Raw genomic sequence first — 14,849 nt, 5'->3', positions numbered from 1 at the left:
AATCCTTAGGTCAAGAAGTACTGCAGCAGGTCGTTGAGGAACAGCTGGCCTTGGGGCGTGGCGACCAGGCGCGACGGTTCGACCTGCAAAAGGCCTTTTTGTTCGGCCTGCCGGCGCCCCTCGTCCAGGCTTTCCAGGGTCAGGCCGGTGCGTTGCGGGTACAGCTGCGCGTCCACGCCGGCGGTCAGGCGCAGCGCGTTCATCAGGAACTCGAACGGCAGTTCGTCCAGCGCCAGCAGCTTCTCGCCGGCCTGGAACGGCTTGGCCGGGTTCAGGTAGTCCTTGGGCAGCCGGGTCTTCCAGGTGCGCACGATGCGCCCGTCCGGGTGGCTGAGCTTGCCGTGGGCACCGGCGCCGATGCCGATGAAATCACCGAAGCTCCAGTAGTTCAGGTTGTGCCGCGCGGCCTTGCCCGGCTGGGCGTAGGCCGACACTTCGTATTGACCGTAACCGTGCTCGGCCAACAGTGCCTGGCCGGCTTCCTGAATGTCCCACAGGGTGTCGTCTTCAGGCAGCACCGGCGGCTGGTTCCAGAACACCGTGTTGGGCTCCAGGGTCAGCTGGTACCAGGACAGGTGCGTGGGTTTGAGCGCGATGGCCTGGCGCAGGTCGTCCAGCGCTTCTTCCAGGGACTGGTCGGGCAGGCCGTGCATCAGGTCCAGGTTGAAGTTGTCGAAGCCGGCCTGGCGCGCCATGTCGGCGGCGCGGATGGCCTCGTCGCCGTTGTGGATGCGCCCCAGGGCTTCCAGCTTGCTGGCCTGGAAGCTCTGGATGCCGATGGACAGGCGGTTGATGCCCAGCTGCCGGTAGGCGCGGAATTTCTCCTGCTCGAAGGTGCCCGGGTTGGCTTCCAGGGTGATCTCGATGTCGGGCGCGAACGGAATGCGCTGCTCCACGCCCTCCAGCAGCCGCCCTAGCGCCTTGGCGCTGAACAGGCTGGGCGTGCCGCCACCGAAGAAGATCGAGCTCAGGGGGCGCCCGTAGGCGGCCGGCAGGTCGATGTCCAGGTCGGCCAGCAGCGCGTCCACATACTCTTCTTCCGGCAGCTCCGGGCTGGCAGCGTGGGAGTTGAAGTCGCAGTACGGGCATTTGCGCACGCACCACGGGATATGGATGTACAGGGCCAGGGGCGGCAGCACGGGCAGCGGCGCCCGCGGTGCTACCGAGGAAAAACCATCCTCACCGGCAAACAGCGTGGTGGTGGTCATGCAAGGCCCAGGCGTTGACGCAGGATGGCCATGGCGCGGGCGCGGTGGCTCAGCTGGTTTTTTTCCACCGGGCTCAGCTCGGCGCTCGAGCAGTCGCGCTCGGGCACCCAGAACAGCGGGTCGTAGCCAAAGCCGTGGTCGCCGCTGGCGGCGTGCAGGATGCGCCCGTGCCACAGGCCTTCGCACAAGATGGGCAGCGGGTCATCGGCGTGGCGCACCAGGGCCAGCACGCAGACGAACTGCGCGCCGCGCTCGGCGTCCGGCACGTCTTTCAGGGCGTCCAGCAGCTTGGCGTTGTTGGCCGCGTCGCCCTTGCCGTCGGCGTAGCGCGCCGAGTAGATGCCCGGCGCACCGCCGAGGAAGTCCACCGCCAGGCCCGAGTCGTCGGCCAGGGCCGGCAGGCCGGACAGGCGCGAGGCGTTGCGGGCCTTGAGGATGGCGTTCTCGACGAACGACAGGCCGGTCTCTTCCGGCTCTACCTGGCTGAATTCGCCCACCGAGCGCAGCTGCACGCTGCCGCCCAGCATGGCCTGGAGTTCCTTGAGTTTGCCGGCGTTGTGGCTGGCCAGCACGAGTTGCGTGAAGTTCATGAGTCGCCCGGGAAGAGTTCTTGGTCGAAGGTCAGGCGGTGTTCGTCACCGGCCGCCTTGACGCTCAGGTCAAAGGTATAGGTCGCGTCCTGCGGAATCTGGAACTGTGTAACGTAGGACACGGCGCCCTGTTCGGTTACCTGGGTGAAGGTCAGCTGCTCTTTCTTGCCGCCCGGCCCGCTGACGGTGCCGCTGATGGCGGCGGGGAAGGACTTGCCGGCCTTCTCCAGTGCCACGTTGAGCACGCCCAGGTTTTTGCCGCGCAGCAGCCCTGCAGCCTTGGCGATGCCTGGCTGGAGGATGCTGGAGGTGATCGCATTGTAATGCACCGTCAGCTCGCCGAACTGTTCCTGGCGGTTGTCCCTGGCCGCATCGGCGGCGAAGGCCGGCAGGGCGAGGCAGCAGGTAAGCAGGAGCAGGGCGAGCTGGCGCATGATCGATCTCCGTGGGTGGGCAGGTCACACCGCCAGGCGATGCTCCTGCAGGCCCGGGCTGTTGACCCGGTAGATGCCGATTTCACCCAACAGATTAGGCCACAGTTTGCTCGCCCAGCCATGCCTGTGCTGGTGGTCTACCGCCAGACGGTCGAGGACCTGGGCGCTGCGCTCGCGGCACAGCTCCTCGAAGTCCTCGAAGGTGCAGAAGTGGATGTTCGGCGTGTTGTACCAGGTATACGGCAGGAATTCCGACACCGGCATGCGGCCGTTGCGGGCCAGGTACCAGCGGCAGCGCCAGTGGCCGAAGTTGGGGAAGGTGATGATGCACTGGCGGCCCACGCGCAGCATCTCGTCGAGGATGCGGTCGGGGTATTCCACGGCCTGCAGCGCCTGGGTCATCACCACCACGTCGAAGCTGTTGCTGGCGAAGTTGCCCAGGCCCTTGTCCAGGTCCTGCTCGATGACGTTGATGCCCTTGCGCACGCACTCGTTGATGTTGGCGGCGTCGATTTCCAGGCCGTAGCCGGTCACCTGCTTGTTGTCGCGCAGCCAGGCCAGCAGTTCACCGTCGCCGCAACCGAGGTCGAGCACGCGGCTGCCGGCCGGAATCCAGTCCTGGATGATTTCAAGATCGGCTCTCATGGCTTCCTCAGATCGCAATTCGGTTCATGTAGCGGGTGAAGGCCTGCAGGTAGCGCGGGATCGGGATCAGGAAGGCGTCATGGCCTTGCGGGGCGTCGATCTCCAGGTAGCAGACGTTCTTGCGCGCGGCCATCAGCGCGTCGACGATCTCCCGCGAACGGGCCGGGGAGAAGCGCCAGTCGGTGGTGAACGACATCACGCAGAAATCGGCCGTGGCGTGCTTGAAGGTCTCGGCCAGGTCGTCGCCGTGCTGGGCGGCCGGGTCGAAGTAGTCCAGCGCCTTGGTCATCAGCAGGTAGGTGTTGGCGTCGAAACGTCCGGAGAACTCCTCGCCCTGGTAGCGCAGGTAGCTTTCCACCTGGAATTCCACGCTGTGGAAGTCGTAGTTGAGCTTCTCGCTCTTCAGGCCACGGCCGAATTTCTCGCCCATGGAGTCGTCCGACAGGTAGGTGATGTGGCCCACCATGCGCGCCAGCATCAGCCCGCGCTTGGGGATGACCCCGGCTTCCTGGAACGAACCGCCGTGGAACTCGGGGTCGGTGAGGATGGCTTGGCGCGCCACTTCGTTGAAGGCGATGTTCTGCGCCGACAGCTTGGGCGCCGAGGCGATGGCCACGCAATGGCGCACGCGGTCGGGGTAGGTGATGGTCCACTGCTGGGCCTGCATGCCGCCCAGGCTGCCACCGACTACGGCGGCCCACTGGTGGATGCCCAGGTAGTCGGCCAGGCGCGCCTGGCTGTGCACCCAGTCTTCCACGGTCAGCACCGGGAAATCGGCGCCAAACGGCTTGCCGGTGTCCGGGTTGATGCTGCTGGGGCCGGTGGAGCCGTTGCAACCGCCGAGGTTGTTGAGGCTCACCACGAAGAACTTGTTGGTGTCGATCGGCTTGCCGGGGCCGATGCAGCTGTCCCACCAGCCGGGCTTGCGGTCAGCGGCCGAGTGGTAGCCGGCGGCATGATGGTGCCCCGACAGCGCGTGGCAGATGAGGATCGCGTTGCTGGCGGCGGCGTTGAGCTGGCCGTAGGTTTCGTAGATGAGGTCGTAGGCGTTCAGCGCGCGGCCACAGGCAAGGGCCAGGGGTTCGCTGAAGTGGGCTATTTGCGGTGTGACTAAACCGACGGAATCTTCGGGGAAGACAGTGGACATCGACCCTGCTCTCGCATAAATGAGGCGTAAGTCTAAAGACCCCCGCACCCAGCGGCAAGCGGCGCCGGTGACGCGGCCTGCCGCCGCTGCTACAAGGCCTGTAGCAGCGGCTAAAGGCCGCGTCCCGGGAGGTCAGATCAGCATACGCAGGATGCTTGGCATCAGGGTCATGGCGGCGAGGTTGTTGATCACCAGCATGTCCAGCAGCTTGAGCACCATGAACGCCAGGATCGGCGAAATGTCCAGGCCGCCCAGGTTGGGCAGGATGCGGCGGAACGGCGCCAGGGCCGGTTCGCAGATCTGGTTCACCAGTTCGGCGCCCGGGTTGTGGCTGCCTGGCGCTACCCACGAGAGGATCACGCTGATGATCAGGGCGTAGAAGAAGATCTTCAGGAACAGCGCGGTGACGCCAATGATCGACCAGATCAGCAGCTGCAGCGGGTTGCCGGTGGTGCCGTAGGCCAGCAGCAGCGTCAGGCCCATGACGATCAGCTGGATAACGATGGCCAGCAGCAGCGACGACATGTCCAGCCCGAACAGGCTGGGCACGATGCGGCGGATAGGCTTGAGCAGCGGCTGGGTGGCGCGCACCGCGAACTGGCTCAGCGGGTTGTAGAAGTCGGCGCGCACCAGTTGCAGCACGAAGCGCAACAGCACGATCAGCAGGTACAGGCTGCCGACGGTTTGAATGATGTAGATACCTGCGGTGTTCAATCCGATCATGTCGGCTCCTTACTTGCCCAGTTGTTCGGCCATTTCGGCCGAGCGGTGTGCAGCGGCGCCCAGCGCCTTTTCCACCAGGGCTTCGAAACCACCGGCCTGGAACGATTTGATTGCAGCTTCGGTAGTGCCGGCCGGCGAGGTGACGCGGCGGCGCAGCTCGGCGGCGTCGACGTCGCTGGAAACCGCCATGTGGGCGGCGCCCAGGGCGGTCTGCAGGGTCAGTTTGGCAGCGGTCTCGCGTGGCAGGCCAAGCTTCTCGCCGGCGGCGGTCATGGCTTCGATCAGCAGGAAGAAGTACGCCGGGCCGCTGCCCGAGACGGCGGTGACGGCGTCCAGTTGCTGTTCGTCGTCCAGCCACAGGGCGATGCCCACGGCCGACAGCAGTGCCTCGGCCTGCTGGCGTTGCTGCTCCGTGACCTGTGCGGTGGCGTACAGGCCGCTGACGCCCTGGCGCAGCAGCGCCGGGGTGTTGGGCATGCAGCGCACGATGGGCTGCTGGCCCAGCCACTGGGTCATGCTGGCGCAGGTGATGCCGGCGGCGATGGAAACCACCACCTGGTTGGGCGCAAGGCTGGGGCGCAGGGCCTCGCACACGGCCTTCATGGCCTGCGGCTTGACCGCCAGCACCACCACGTCGGCGCCTGCCACGGCTTGGCCGTTGTCGGCGAAGGTTTCGATGCCGTGTTCGGCGCTGATGCGCGCGCGGGTCTCTTCGCCCGGGTCGCTGGCGCGGATCTGCTGTGCTTCCAGGCCTTGGGCGCGCAGGCCGCCGATCAGGCTGGCGGCCATGTTGCCGGCGCCGATAAACGCAATACGAGTCTTGCTCATGTCAGGTCCTTGAGAGGTTGCGGGGGTACCCGCGCTATGGCTGCTGGCCATAGTCGCGGGCGCCGAACAGGGCAGTGCCGATACGCACCCAGGTGGCGCCTTGTGCAACGGCGGCTTCCAGGTCGTGGCTCATGCCCATGGATAAAGTGTCCAGTGGCAGGTTCAGGCTCGCCTGCAGGCTGCGCACGGTGGCGAAGGCCGCGTCTTGCTCGGCACGGTCCTCGGTAGGTTCGGGAATCGCCATCAGGCCGCGCAGCTTCAGCCGCGGCAGGGCGGCAATGGCCTGGGCCAGCGCCGGCAGGTCCGCAGCGGTGCAGCCGGACTTGCTGGCCTCGCCACTGACGTTGACCTGGATGCAGATGTTCAGCGGTGGCAGGTCGGCCGGGCGTTGCTCGGACAGGCGTTGGGCGATTTTCAGGCGGTCCACGGAATGTACCCAGGCGAAATGCTCGGCAATGGCACGAGTCTTGTTCGACTGAATGGGGCCGATGAAATGCCAAGTCAAGGGCAGGTCGGTCAATTGCGCCTGTTTGCCCAGGGCTTCCTGCAGGTAATTTTCGCCGAATTCGCTGATTCCGGCGGCGAACGCCTCGCGAACGGCCTCGGCCGGCTTGGTCTTGCTGACCGCCAGCAGGCCGATGCCCGCAGGGTCGCGCTGCACGGCCTGTGCGGCGGCGTCGATTCGGGCGCTTACCCGTAAAACGTTGTCTGCTATCGTGGACATTAATTTGTGCCAGCGGGTCTTGGGGTCCGGGGCATTCTACCTGCTTGTCTGTTTTTGGGGAGTCTCATGGACATTACTGAATTGCTGGCTTTCAGCGCCAAGCAAGGCGCTTCCGACCTGCACCTGTCCGCCGGGCTGCCGCCAATGATCCGGGTCGATGGTGATGTACGCAGAATCAATTTGCCAGCACTGGATCACAAGCAGGTCCACGAGCTGATCTACGACATCATGAACGACAAGCAGCGCAAGGACTTCGAGGAGTACCTGGAGACTGACTTCTCCTTCGAAGTACCTGGCGTGGCGCGCTTCCGGGTCAACGCCTTCAACCAGAACCGCGGCGCTGGCGCAGTGTTCCGTACCATCCCCTCCAAGGTGCTGACCATGGAAGACCTGGGCATGGGCGATGTGTTTCGAAAGATTACCGATGTGCCCCGCGGCCTGGTGCTGGTCACCGGCCCCACCGGTTCGGGCAAGTCCACCACGCTGGCAGCGATGATCGACTACCTGAACAACAACAAACACCACCACATCCTCACCATCGAGGACCCGATCGAATTCGTCCACGAGTCGAAGAAGTGCCTGGTCAACCAGCGCGAGGTGCACCGCGACACCCTGGGCTTCTCCAACGCCCTGCGCTCGGCCCTGCGTGAAGACCCGGACATCATCCTGGTGGGCGAGATGCGCGACCTGGAGACCATCCGCCTGGCGCTGACCGCGGCCGAGACCGGCCACCTGGTGTTCGGCACCCTGCACACCACCTCGGCGGCCAAGACCATCGACCGGGTGGTGGACGTGTTCCCGGCCGAGGAGAAATCCATGGTCCGCTCCATGCTCTCCGAATCGCTGCAGGCGGTGATCTCCCAGACCCTGCTGAAGAAGATCGGCGGTGGCCGGGTGGCGGCGCACGAAATCATGATCGGCACCCCGGCCATCCGCAACCTGATCCGCGAGGACAAGGTGGCGCAGATGTACTCGTCGATCCAGACCGGCGGCGCGCTGGGCATGCAGACCCTCGACATGTGCCTCAAGGACCTGGTGGCCCGCGGGCTGATCGGTCGCGAGGCGGCGCGCGAGAAGGCCAAGTCCCCCGACAATTTCTGACCGCTGGATGCGAGGTGTAGGCCATGGAGTTCGAAAGGCTGTTGAAACTGATGGTCGACAAGGCCGGTTCCGACCTTTTCATCACGCCAGGCCTGCCACCCTCGCTGAAGGTGCACGGCAAGATCATGCCGGTCACCAAGAACGCCATGAGCCCCGAGCAGGTGCGCGAGGCCGTGCTGGGGCTGATGAGCGAGCCCCAGCGGCTGGCGTTCGTCGAGCACCGCGAGTGCAACTTCGCCATCCACGCCCGCGACATCGGCCGCTTCCGCGTCAGCGCGTTCTGCCAGCGCAGCCTGCCGGCCATGGTCATCCGCCGCATCGAAAGCCGCATTCCCACCTTCGATGAGCTGAAACTGCCCGACACCCTCAAGGGCCTGGCCATGCTCAAGCGCGGCCTGGTGCTGGTAGTGGGCGCCACTGGCACCGGCAAGTCCTCGACCCTGGCGGCGATGATCGACCACCGCAGCAAGCACAGCAGCGGCCACATCATCACCATCGAGGACCCCATCGAGTTCCTCCACGAACACCAGAACTGCATCGTCACCCAGCGCGAGGTGGGCATCGACACCGACTCGTTCGAAGTGGCACTGCGCAACACCCTGCGCCAGGCCCCGGACGTGATCATGATCGGCGAGGTGCGCAGCCGCGAGACCATGGGCCAGGCCCTGAGCTTCGCCGAAACCGGCCACCTGTGCGTGGCCACCCTGCATGCCTCCAACGCCGACCAGGCGCTGGAGCGGGTGATCAGCTTCTTCCCCCAGGACCGCCACACCCAAGTGTGGATGGAGCTGTCGCTGAACCTGCGCGCCATCATCGCCCAGCAACTGGTGCCCACCCCGGATGGAACTAGTCGGCGTGCCGTGGTCGAAATCCTGGTGAATACGCCGCTGATGGCCGACCGCATCCGCCGGGGCGAGGTGCCGGGCCTGAAAACCCTGATGCGCCGCACCAACGACCAGGGCATGCGTACCCTGGACCAGGCGTTGTACGAGTTGTACCGGGAGAAGGCGATCAGCTACGAGGACGCGCTGGCGTATGCCGATTCGGCGAACGACCTGCGGTTGATGATCAAGCTGGAGTCGAGCACGGGCGCGGAGCCCAGGGAGGGGTTGAACCTGGCGCCGGAACGGGGCCCGACGCCAGGGTCACGGTGAATCAGCGCTGGACCACGCGCATGGCCTGGTCCTTTGGCAGGACGCGCTTGGCAACAACGTAGTGTTCCTGCCAGTACGGCTTGTTCAGGGTGTCGATGGTCACCGACTTGCCGCGACGCGGCGCGTGGATGAAGCGATCGTTGCCCAGGTAGATGGCCACGTGGTTGACCCGGCGGCTCTTGATGTTGAAGAACAGCAGGTCGCCCGGCTTCAGGTCCTTCTGGTCCACCTTCTGGCCGTGGCCGGCGGCCATGGCGTTGGAAGTGCGCGGCAGGTCCACCGCATGCACGTCGTTGAAGGCGTATTTCACCAGCCCGCTGCAATCGAACCCTTTACTTGGGCTGCTGCCGCCCCAACGATAGGGAGTACCCAGGACGTTGACCGCGCGCGACAGCACTTCGCTGCTCTGCTTGGGCGACATCTGGGCCACGGCCTTGGCCGCCGGGCTGTTGCTGCTGCCGCTGTTGCGGCCGTGGCGGTTGCGCCCCGACTGCTTCTTGCTGCGGCTGGTGGATTTGCTGGCCAGCACCTCGGTACGTTCTACCGGGGTGGATGTATGTTCTGCTGCGCCGGTCTTGGCAGCGTGACCGGTGAAGCCGGCGGGTAGTCGTTGCTCACGATTGGTGGCGTGGGCGGCCAGTGGCAATAAAAGGCAAATGGTTAGCCATGTCTTCAAAAATGGACGCATTCGGCAAGGCTCTTGTGGGTAAGCGCGCAACTTTATAACAGCTTTTTGATCAGTTTTTAACCCGCTGGTCGGCAGTGATCCTGATCGAAAAGTGATCAATCTACGGCAAATTCCCACAATTTTTGCGTGGAAGTCAGGCGGGGCAAGGGTTTGCTCGACTCGGTGGTCACACAACCACACGTCGGCACGGGACAAAAAAGTCACATAAATGTTTAGAAAATTTAATTATCAGAGGGTACGAAGCCGCTCATGAACAGCTATCAGCAAGACAGCCAGTACCAGGACACCCACAGCGTGGTGCTGGGTTACCTGTTGTGGATTTTCGGTTTTACCGGGTCGCATCGCTTCTATTACGGCAAGCCGATCACCGGCACGTTGTGGTTCTTCACCTTCGGCCTGTTCGGCATTGGCTGGCTGATCGACCTGTTCCTGATACCGGGGATGGACCGCGAGGCGGACATGCGTTTCTTCGCCGGCCCCACCGACTACAGCGTGGCCTGGATCCTGCTGACCTTCCTGGGGGTGTTCGGGGTGCATCGCATGTACCAGGGCAAATGGATCAGTGGCCTGATCTACCTGCTCACGGGCGGGTTCTTCCTGATTGGCGTGCTGTATGACTTCTGGACGTTGAATGACCAGATTTCCCTGAAGAACGCGCAGAACCGGTAAGCAGCGGCGCCTGGGGGCGCGGCCTGGCGGCCGCTGCTACAGGGATTTGCGTCAGCCGTTGTGGGCGATATGGCCGTCCACCAGGGTGTAGCGCACCACGCCCGGCAGGGTGTGGCCGATGAACGGGCAGTTGTCGCCCTTGGACAGCCAGCGCTCGCCCGCCACGGTGGAGACGTTGCGGGCGAACAGCACCAGGTCGGCCGGGCCACCCACTTTCAATTCGCCTAACGGCAGGCGCAGGGCCGCGGCCGGGCCGCTGCTCAGGCGTGCCAGCAGGGTGGGCAGGTCCAGCAGGCCATCTTCCACCAGAGTCAGCGCCAGTGGCAGCAGCAGCTCGACGCTGCTGATGCCCGGCTCGGTGGCCCCGAACGGCGCCAGCTTGGCGTCGCGCTCGTGGGGCTGGTGATGGCTGGAAATGGCCTGGATCACGCCGGACTTCACCCCCTCACGCAAGGCGTCGCGATCGGCGCGGGTGCGCAGCGGCGGCTGCACGTGGTACAGGCTGGAAAAGTCGATCAGCGCCTCGTCGGTGAGGATCAACTGGTACAGCGCCACATCCGCCGTCACCGGCAGGCCACGGGCCTGGGCCTGGGCAATCAGCTCCACGCCACGGGCGCTGGTCAGCTGGCTGAAGTGCGCGCGCACGCCGCTCTGTTCCACCAGCAGCAGGTCGCGGGCCAGGGCCACGGTCTCGGCGGTTTCCGGAATACCGGCCAGGCCCAGGAAGCTGGCGGTGGGACCTTCGTGGGCCAGGCCTCCCTGGGCCAGGTCGCGGTCCTGGGAGTGGAACACCACGGTCAGGTCGAAGGTGGCGGCGTATTCCAGCGCCCGGCACAGGGTGCGGGTGTTCTGGAAGCTTGCCAGGCCGTTGCCGAAGGCCACGCAACCGGCGTCACGCAACGCCACCAGCTCGGCCAGCTGTTCGCCTTCCAGGCCCTTGCTCAGGGCGCCGACCGGGAACACCTTGGCGTGGCCGGCCTCGCGGGCGCGGTCCAGGATCAGTTCGGCCACCGCCGGGGTGTCCAGCACCGGCCTGGTGCGTGGCGGGCAGCACAGGCTGGTGACGCCACCGGCGGCAGCAGCGCGGGTTTCGCTGGCGATGGTGCCCTTGCGGCTGTAGCCCGGCTCGCGCAGGGCCACGCTCAGGTCCACCAGGCCAGGGGCGGCGATCAGGCCGTTGGCCTCCAGGGTCTGGCTGGGCACGAAGCCTGCGGGCGCGGCGCCCATGGCCAGCAGCTTGCCTTCGCTGATGTGCAGGTCGCTGACCTGGTCCAGGCCGGTAGCCGGGTCGATGACGCGAGCGCCGAGGATACTGAGGCTCACTGGGCGTTCTCCTGGTCGAGTTGACGCTGGGCATTCTGGCCACTCATGGCCATGGACAGCACGGCCATGCGCACGGCGATGCCATAGGTGACCTGGTTGAGGATGACCGAGTGGGCGCCGTCGGCCACCGCCGATTCGATCTCCACGCCGCGGTTGATCGGCCCGGGGTGCATCACGATGCAATCGGGCTTGGCGCCGGCCAGGCGCGCGGTGGTCAGGCCGAACAGGCGGTAGAACTCACCCTCGCTGGGCAGCAGGCCGCCGGCCATGCGCTCGCGCTGCAGGCGCAGCATGATCACCACGTCGACGTCCTTGAGGCCCTGGGCCAGGTCGGTGTACACCTTGACGCCGTACTGTTCCACGCCAACCGGCAGCAGGGTTTTGGGCGCCACCACGCGGATGTCCGGGCAGCCCAGGGCCTTGAGCGCGATCATGTTCGAACGGGCCACCCGCGAGTGCAGGATATCGCCGACGATCGCCACCGACAGATGCTCGAAGCTGCCTTTGTGGCGGCGGATGGTCAGCATGTCGAGCATGCCCTGGGTAGGGTGCGCGTGGCGGCCGTCGCCGCCGTTGATGATCGCCACCTCCGGGCACACGTGCTCGGCGATGAAGTGCGCGGCGCCGGAATCGGCGTGGCGCACCACGAACATGTCGGCGGCCATGGCCTCCAGGTTGCGCAGGGTGTCGAACAGCGTCTCGCCCTTGCTGGTGGAGGAGGTGGACACGTTCAGGGTGATGACGTCCGCCGACAGCCGCTGGGCCGCCAGCTCGAACGTGGTGCGGGTGCGCGTGGAGTTCTCGAAGAACACGTTGCACACGGTCTTGCCGCGCAATAGCGGGACCTTCTTGACCGCCCGCGCGCCCACTTCCAGGAACGAGTCGGCGGTGTCGAGGATCTCGGTCAGCAACTCGCGGGGCAGGCCGTCGAGCGAAAGGAAATGGCGCAGCTGGCCCTGGTCGTTGAGCTGCAGCGGGCGCTTGGCGTCGATAGGCGTCATCACGGGAACTCTCAAAGGGCGGAAGCGAGGTCCTGGCGCTCGAAGGCGAGCGGGGCGGGCCCGGTCAGTTTGATCCGTTCGTGCGGTGCCAGCGACAGGGTGGCGCCGACGACGTTGGGGCGAATCGGCAGCTCGCCGGCGTCCAGGTCCAGCAGGCTGACCAGGGTCACGCTGGCCGGGCGGCCGTAGTCGAACAGCTCGTTGAGGGCGGCGCGCACGGTGCGGCCGCTCATCAGCACGTCATCCACCAGCACCAGGTGCTGGCCTTCGATCTCGAACGGCAGGTCCGAGGGCCGCACCTGCGGGTGCAGGCCGTTCTGGCTGAAGTCGTCGCGGTAGAAGGACACGTCGAGGGTGCCCAGCGGCGCGTCCTTGCCCAGGGCTTGCAGCAGGGCCTGGGCCACCCACACGCCGCCGGTGCGGATGCCGATGAAGCGCGGCTCGGCGATGTTGCGCCGGGCCAGGTGCGCCGTGAGGTCGGCCGCCATCTGGCTGATCAGCTGGGCGGGGTTTGGAAGGCTCATGACTTGCTCCTTGAGAAACCGGGCGGCGCGCGCCCGGCGGTGCAACGGGGATGTTCAGGCACCGAACTGGCCGGCGTGCTCCTCCAGCCAGCCCTGCAGCAGCAATGCCGCGGCGATGGCGTCCACCGGGTTGTCGCGGTAGCTGCCTTTCTGGCCGCCACGGTCGCGGCGCTGGCCCTTGGCCTCGAAGGTGGTCAGGCGCTCGTCGTGGGTGTGCACCGGCAGGTTGTAGCGGCCGTTGAGGCGGCGGGCGAACTTCTCGGCGCGCTCGCACATTTCGCTGGGGGTGCCGTCCATGTTCAGGGGTAGGCCGACGACGATGGCGTCGGGCTTCCACTCCTTGATCAGGGCTTCCACCTGGTTCCAGTCGGGCACGCCGTTCTGGGCCTTGAGGGTGCACAGCTCGCGGGCCTGGCCGGTGATGACCTGGCCCACGGCGACGCCGATCTGCTTGGTGCCGTAGTCGAAGCCCAGCAATAGACGAACCTGGGCCATCAGGCGTGCCCCGCCTGGTTGGTCAGCAGGCTGAGGTTGACCCCCAGCAGGGCGGCGGCGGCGCTCAGGCGCTGCTCGCTTTCCATGCCGAACAGGATGTCGGCGTCGAACGGGCAGGTCAGCCAGGCGTTCTCGGCCAGTTCGGCTTCAAGCTGCCCGGCTTCCCAGCCGGCGTAGCCGAGGGTGATCAGGCTCTGCTTGGGCCCCAGGCCGTCGGCGATGGCGAACAGCACGTCCTGGGAGGTGGACAGCGAGATGCCGCCCAGGTCCACGGTGGCCTGGTAGGTCGGGCCGCTGGGGTGCAGCACGAAGCCGCGGTCGGTCTGCACCGGGCCGCCGCTGTAGATGGGGATGTGCTGGCAGCTGGCGGGCGGGTCGACGTCCGGGCGCAATTGCTCGAGGATATCGGCCAGGTTCAGTTCCTGGGGCCGGTTGACCACCAGACCCATGGCGCCATTGGCCGTGTGCTCGACGATGTAGGTCAAGGTCTGCGCAAAGTTCGGGTCCGCCATGTGGGGCATGGCGATCAGGAATTGATGCTTGAGGTAACTCGGATCGACGTTCTTCATGGCCTGTAGTGTGGCGCCGCCCAGGCGGGCTGACAAGCCGACTTTCAAGACTGTTTTCGTGCCAATCAGTTGCTGGAAAGACGATCGCCCTTGGCAAAGCGCCAGGTACGGATGATTTCCAGGCGGTCGACGTCCGACAGGTCGCCGGTGAACGGCGCGAACGGCGCGGCCAGGCGCACGATGCGCTGGGCGGCCTGGTCCAGCAGCGGCTGGCCGGAGGACTCCAGCACCATCACGTCGTACAGCGAGCCGTCGCTGTTGATCGAGACCATCAGCCGCAGGCTGCCGTAGATCTGCTGGCGGCGGGCTTCCTCGGGGTAGTTGAGGTTGCCGATGCGCTCGACCTTCTTGCGCCAGTCGTCCTTGTACCAGGCACCCTTGTCATGCATGGTCGAGGCGGCCGTCAGGCGGTGGATGCGCGGGCGCTTGGCATACAGCTGCTGCTCGTGCGCCAGCTCGGCCTCCAGGCTGGAGATCTCGCTGGACAGCTTGGTGCTGTCGAAGTCGGGGGTGGCCTTCTGCGGCTGGGCCTCCTGCTTGACTGCATCGCGACGGGTGTCGACCTTCTGCGGCTTGGGCGCCACGGTGGTCACGGCCTTCTTCACCGGCGCGGTCTCGGGCTTGACCTCGGGCTTGGCCACGGGCGGCGGGGTGACCTTGTTGATGACGTTGTCCTGGAACGGCGCCACCTCGGTGGTCTTGGGCAGTGCCTTCTTGTCCAGGGTGCCGCTGCCTTGCTGGTTGTCCTGGGCCAGGTAGTCGGCCTTCTTCGGCGCCTTGGCGTCCTTGAAGGTGGACAGGGTGATTTCCAGGGTCTGGCGGATTTCCGCAGGCTTGACCATGGTGAAGCTCACACCCAGGATCACCGCCACGTGCAGCAGGGCGGCGACGAACAGGGTGAAGCCGAGCCGGTCCGCCGGGCGCACGGAAGCACGGGAATACTTGGCAGGAAGATCGGTTACGGCAGTCATCGGGTATCCGGCAGTCATGCGGCGCGGGGGTCAGTCCGCCAGCGCACGCCCCACA

General features: G+C 65.8%; 18 protein-coding genes. 3 read left to right on the top strand and 15 right to left on the bottom strand.

The window, feature by feature from the left end:
• Positions 1-5 precede the first annotated feature (5 nt).
• From hemW to RAM80_RS15455, 8 genes are all read right to left on the bottom strand, one after another.
• Positions 6-1,208: a radical SAM family heme chaperone HemW gene (hemW, locus tag RAM80_RS15490; RefSeq protein ID WP_416427357.1), complete on the bottom strand. Its 1,203-nt coding sequence runs from the start codon at positions 1,206-1,208 to the stop codon at positions 6-8.
• Positions 1,205-1,798 (bottom strand): RdgB/HAM1 family non-canonical purine NTP pyrophosphatase, encoded by a 594-nt coding sequence (gene rdgB, locus RAM80_RS15485; protein WP_416427355.1) that lies wholly within the window; start codon positions 1,796-1,798, stop codon positions 1,205-1,207. Before rdgB ends, hemW begins: the two co-directional genes overlap by 4 nt.
• Positions 1,795-2,232 (bottom strand): DUF4426 domain-containing protein, encoded by a 438-nt coding sequence (locus RAM80_RS15480; RefSeq protein WP_416427354.1) that lies wholly within the window; start codon positions 2,230-2,232, stop codon positions 1,795-1,797. The genes rdgB and RAM80_RS15480 overlap by 4 nt, the downstream gene beginning before the upstream one ends.
• A 24-nt stretch (positions 2,233-2,256) precedes the next feature.
• Entirely contained in the window at positions 2,257-2,877 is a 621-nt protein-coding gene (gene metW, locus RAM80_RS15475) for a methionine biosynthesis protein MetW (protein ID WP_416427353.1), read from the bottom strand.
• A 7-nt stretch (positions 2,878-2,884) separates the two neighbouring features.
• Entirely contained in the window at positions 2,885-4,024 is a 1,140-nt protein-coding gene (gene metX / locus RAM80_RS15470) for a homoserine O-succinyltransferase MetX (RefSeq protein ID WP_416427352.1), read from the bottom strand.
• Between the two features lie 132 nt (positions 4,025-4,156).
• On the bottom strand, positions 4,157-4,747 hold the full coding sequence (locus RAM80_RS15465; protein WP_416427351.1) for a YggT family protein: 591 nt from the start codon (positions 4,745-4,747) through the stop codon (positions 4,157-4,159).
• Between the two features lie 9 nt (positions 4,748-4,756).
• Positions 4,757-5,575 carry a pyrroline-5-carboxylate reductase gene (gene proC / locus RAM80_RS15460; RefSeq protein ID WP_416427350.1) on the bottom strand — a complete coding sequence of 273 codons (819 nt, stop codon included), beginning with the start codon at positions 5,573-5,575 and terminating at the stop codon, positions 4,757-4,759.
• A 34-nt stretch (positions 5,576-5,609) separates the two neighbouring features.
• The gene (locus tag RAM80_RS15455; protein ID WP_416427349.1) at positions 5,610-6,299 is read right to left on the bottom strand and encodes a YggS family pyridoxal phosphate-dependent enzyme; all 690 of its coding nucleotides are present in this window, start codon (positions 6,297-6,299) and stop codon (positions 5,610-5,612) included.
• Between the two features lie 66 nt (positions 6,300-6,365).
• On the opposite strand from RAM80_RS15455, the gene RAM80_RS15450 reads away from it, so the two are divergent.
• A complete protein-coding gene (locus RAM80_RS15450; RefSeq protein WP_416427347.1) occupies positions 6,366-7,400 on the top strand; it encodes a type IV pilus twitching motility protein PilT in 1,035 nt (344 codons plus the stop codon).
• 23 nt (positions 7,401-7,423) lie between these two features.
• Positions 7,424-8,554, top strand: coding sequence for a PilT/PilU family type 4a pilus ATPase (locus RAM80_RS15445; protein ID WP_416427346.1), 1,131 nt, complete (start codon positions 7,424-7,426; stop codon positions 8,552-8,554).
• A gap of 1 nt (position 8,555) precedes the next feature.
• On the opposite strand, the gene RAM80_RS15440 is transcribed toward RAM80_RS15445, so the two are convergent.
• Positions 8,556-9,242, bottom strand: coding sequence for a C40 family peptidase (locus RAM80_RS15440; protein ID WP_416427345.1), 687 nt, complete (start codon positions 9,240-9,242; stop codon positions 8,556-8,558).
• A 249-nt stretch (positions 9,243-9,491) separates the two neighbouring features.
• Here RAM80_RS15440 and RAM80_RS15435 point away from each other — a divergent pair, with 249 nt between their 5' ends.
• The gene (locus RAM80_RS15435; protein ID WP_416427344.1) at positions 9,492-9,911 is read left to right on the top strand and encodes an NINE protein; all 420 of its coding nucleotides are present in this window, start codon (positions 9,492-9,494) and stop codon (positions 9,909-9,911) included.
• Between the two features lie 51 nt (positions 9,912-9,962).
• Here RAM80_RS15435 and RAM80_RS15430 read toward each other — a convergent pair whose 3' ends face one another.
• The 6 genes from RAM80_RS15430 to RAM80_RS15405 all read right to left on the bottom strand — a co-directional run bounded on the left by RAM80_RS15430 (position 9,963) and on the right by RAM80_RS15405 (position 14,794).
• Positions 9,963-11,234 carry a dihydroorotase gene (locus RAM80_RS15430; RefSeq protein ID WP_416427343.1) on the bottom strand — a complete coding sequence of 424 codons (1,272 nt, stop codon included), beginning with the start codon at positions 11,232-11,234 and terminating at the stop codon, positions 9,963-9,965.
• Positions 11,231-12,235 (bottom strand): aspartate carbamoyltransferase catalytic subunit, encoded by a 1,005-nt coding sequence (locus RAM80_RS15425; RefSeq protein ID WP_416427342.1) that lies wholly within the window; start codon positions 12,233-12,235, stop codon positions 11,231-11,233. The genes RAM80_RS15430 and RAM80_RS15425 overlap by 4 nt, the downstream gene beginning before the upstream one ends.
• Before the next feature lie 11 nt (positions 12,236-12,246).
• Positions 12,247-12,759, bottom strand: a complete 513-nt coding sequence (gene pyrR, locus RAM80_RS15420) for a bifunctional pyr operon transcriptional regulator/uracil phosphoribosyltransferase PyrR (RefSeq protein WP_416427341.1) — start codon at positions 12,757-12,759, stop codon at positions 12,247-12,249.
• Between the two features lie 54 nt (positions 12,760-12,813).
• Entirely contained in the window at positions 12,814-13,254 is a 441-nt protein-coding gene (gene ruvX / locus RAM80_RS15415) for a Holliday junction resolvase RuvX (RefSeq protein ID WP_416427340.1), read from the bottom strand.
• Entirely contained in the window at positions 13,254-13,823 is a 570-nt protein-coding gene (locus RAM80_RS15410) for a YqgE/AlgH family protein (RefSeq protein ID WP_416427489.1), read from the bottom strand. Before RAM80_RS15410 ends, ruvX begins: the two co-directional genes overlap by 1 nt.
• A gap of 65 nt (positions 13,824-13,888) precedes the next feature.
• On the bottom strand, positions 13,889-14,794 hold the full coding sequence (locus RAM80_RS15405; protein ID WP_416427339.1) for a TonB family protein: 906 nt from the start codon (positions 14,792-14,794) through the stop codon (positions 13,889-13,891).
• Positions 14,795-14,849: the final 55 nt, after the last annotated feature.

Origin of the sequence: Pseudomonas sp. App30, assembly GCF_047947025.1 — a bacterium.
In the GTDB taxonomy this organism is placed as follows: domain Bacteria; phylum Pseudomonadota; class Gammaproteobacteria; order Pseudomonadales; family Pseudomonadaceae; genus Aquipseudomonas.
This window is presented reverse-complemented; position numbering and strand designations above follow the sequence as displayed.

Coding starts and splice junctions, on each gene's coding strand:
- hemW (WP_416427357.1), bottom strand. CDS start 1,208: ATGACCACCACCACGCTGTTTGCCGGTGAGGATGGTTTTTCCTCGGTA.
- rdgB (WP_416427355.1), bottom strand. CDS start 1,798: ATGAACTTCACGCAACTCGTGCTGGCCAGCCACAACGCCGGCAAACTC.
- RAM80_RS15480 (WP_416427354.1), bottom strand. CDS start 2,232: ATGCGCCAGCTCGCCCTGCTCCTGCTTACCTGCTGCCTCGCCCTGCCG.
- metW (WP_416427353.1), bottom strand. CDS start 2,877: ATGAGAGCCGATCTTGAAATCATCCAGGACTGGATTCCGGCCGGCAGC.
- metX (WP_416427352.1), bottom strand. CDS start 4,024: ATGTCCACTGTCTTCCCCGAAGATTCCGTCGGTTTAGTCACACCGCAA.
- RAM80_RS15465 (WP_416427351.1), bottom strand. CDS start 4,747: ATGATCGGATTGAACACCGCAGGTATCTACATCATTCAAACCGTCGGC.
- proC (WP_416427350.1), bottom strand. CDS start 5,575: ATGAGCAAGACTCGTATTGCGTTTATCGGCGCCGGCAACATGGCCGCC.
- RAM80_RS15455 (WP_416427349.1), bottom strand. CDS start 6,299: ATGTCCACGATAGCAGACAACGTTTTACGGGTAAGCGCCCGAATCGAC.
- RAM80_RS15450 (WP_416427347.1), top strand. CDS start 6,366: ATGGACATTACTGAATTGCTGGCTTTCAGCGCCAAGCAAGGCGCTTCC.
- RAM80_RS15445 (WP_416427346.1), top strand. CDS start 7,424: ATGGAGTTCGAAAGGCTGTTGAAACTGATGGTCGACAAGGCCGGTTCC.
- RAM80_RS15440 (WP_416427345.1), bottom strand. CDS start 9,242: ATGCGTCCATTTTTGAAGACATGGCTAACCATTTGCCTTTTATTGCCA.
- RAM80_RS15435 (WP_416427344.1), top strand. CDS start 9,492: ATGAACAGCTATCAGCAAGACAGCCAGTACCAGGACACCCACAGCGTG.
- RAM80_RS15425 (WP_416427342.1), bottom strand. CDS start 12,235: ATGACGCCTATCGACGCCAAGCGCCCGCTGCAGCTCAACGACCAGGGC.
- pyrR (WP_416427341.1), bottom strand. CDS start 12,759: ATGAGCCTTCCAAACCCCGCCCAGCTGATCAGCCAGATGGCGGCCGAC.
- ruvX (WP_416427340.1), bottom strand. CDS start 13,254: ATGGCCCAGGTTCGTCTATTGCTGGGCTTCGACTACGGCACCAAGCAG.
- RAM80_RS15410 (WP_416427489.1), bottom strand. CDS start 13,823: ATGAAGAACGTCGATCCGAGTTACCTCAAGCATCAATTCCTGATCGCC.
- RAM80_RS15405 (WP_416427339.1), bottom strand. CDS start 14,794: ATGACTGCCGTAACCGATCTTCCTGCCAAGTATTCCCGTGCTTCCGTG.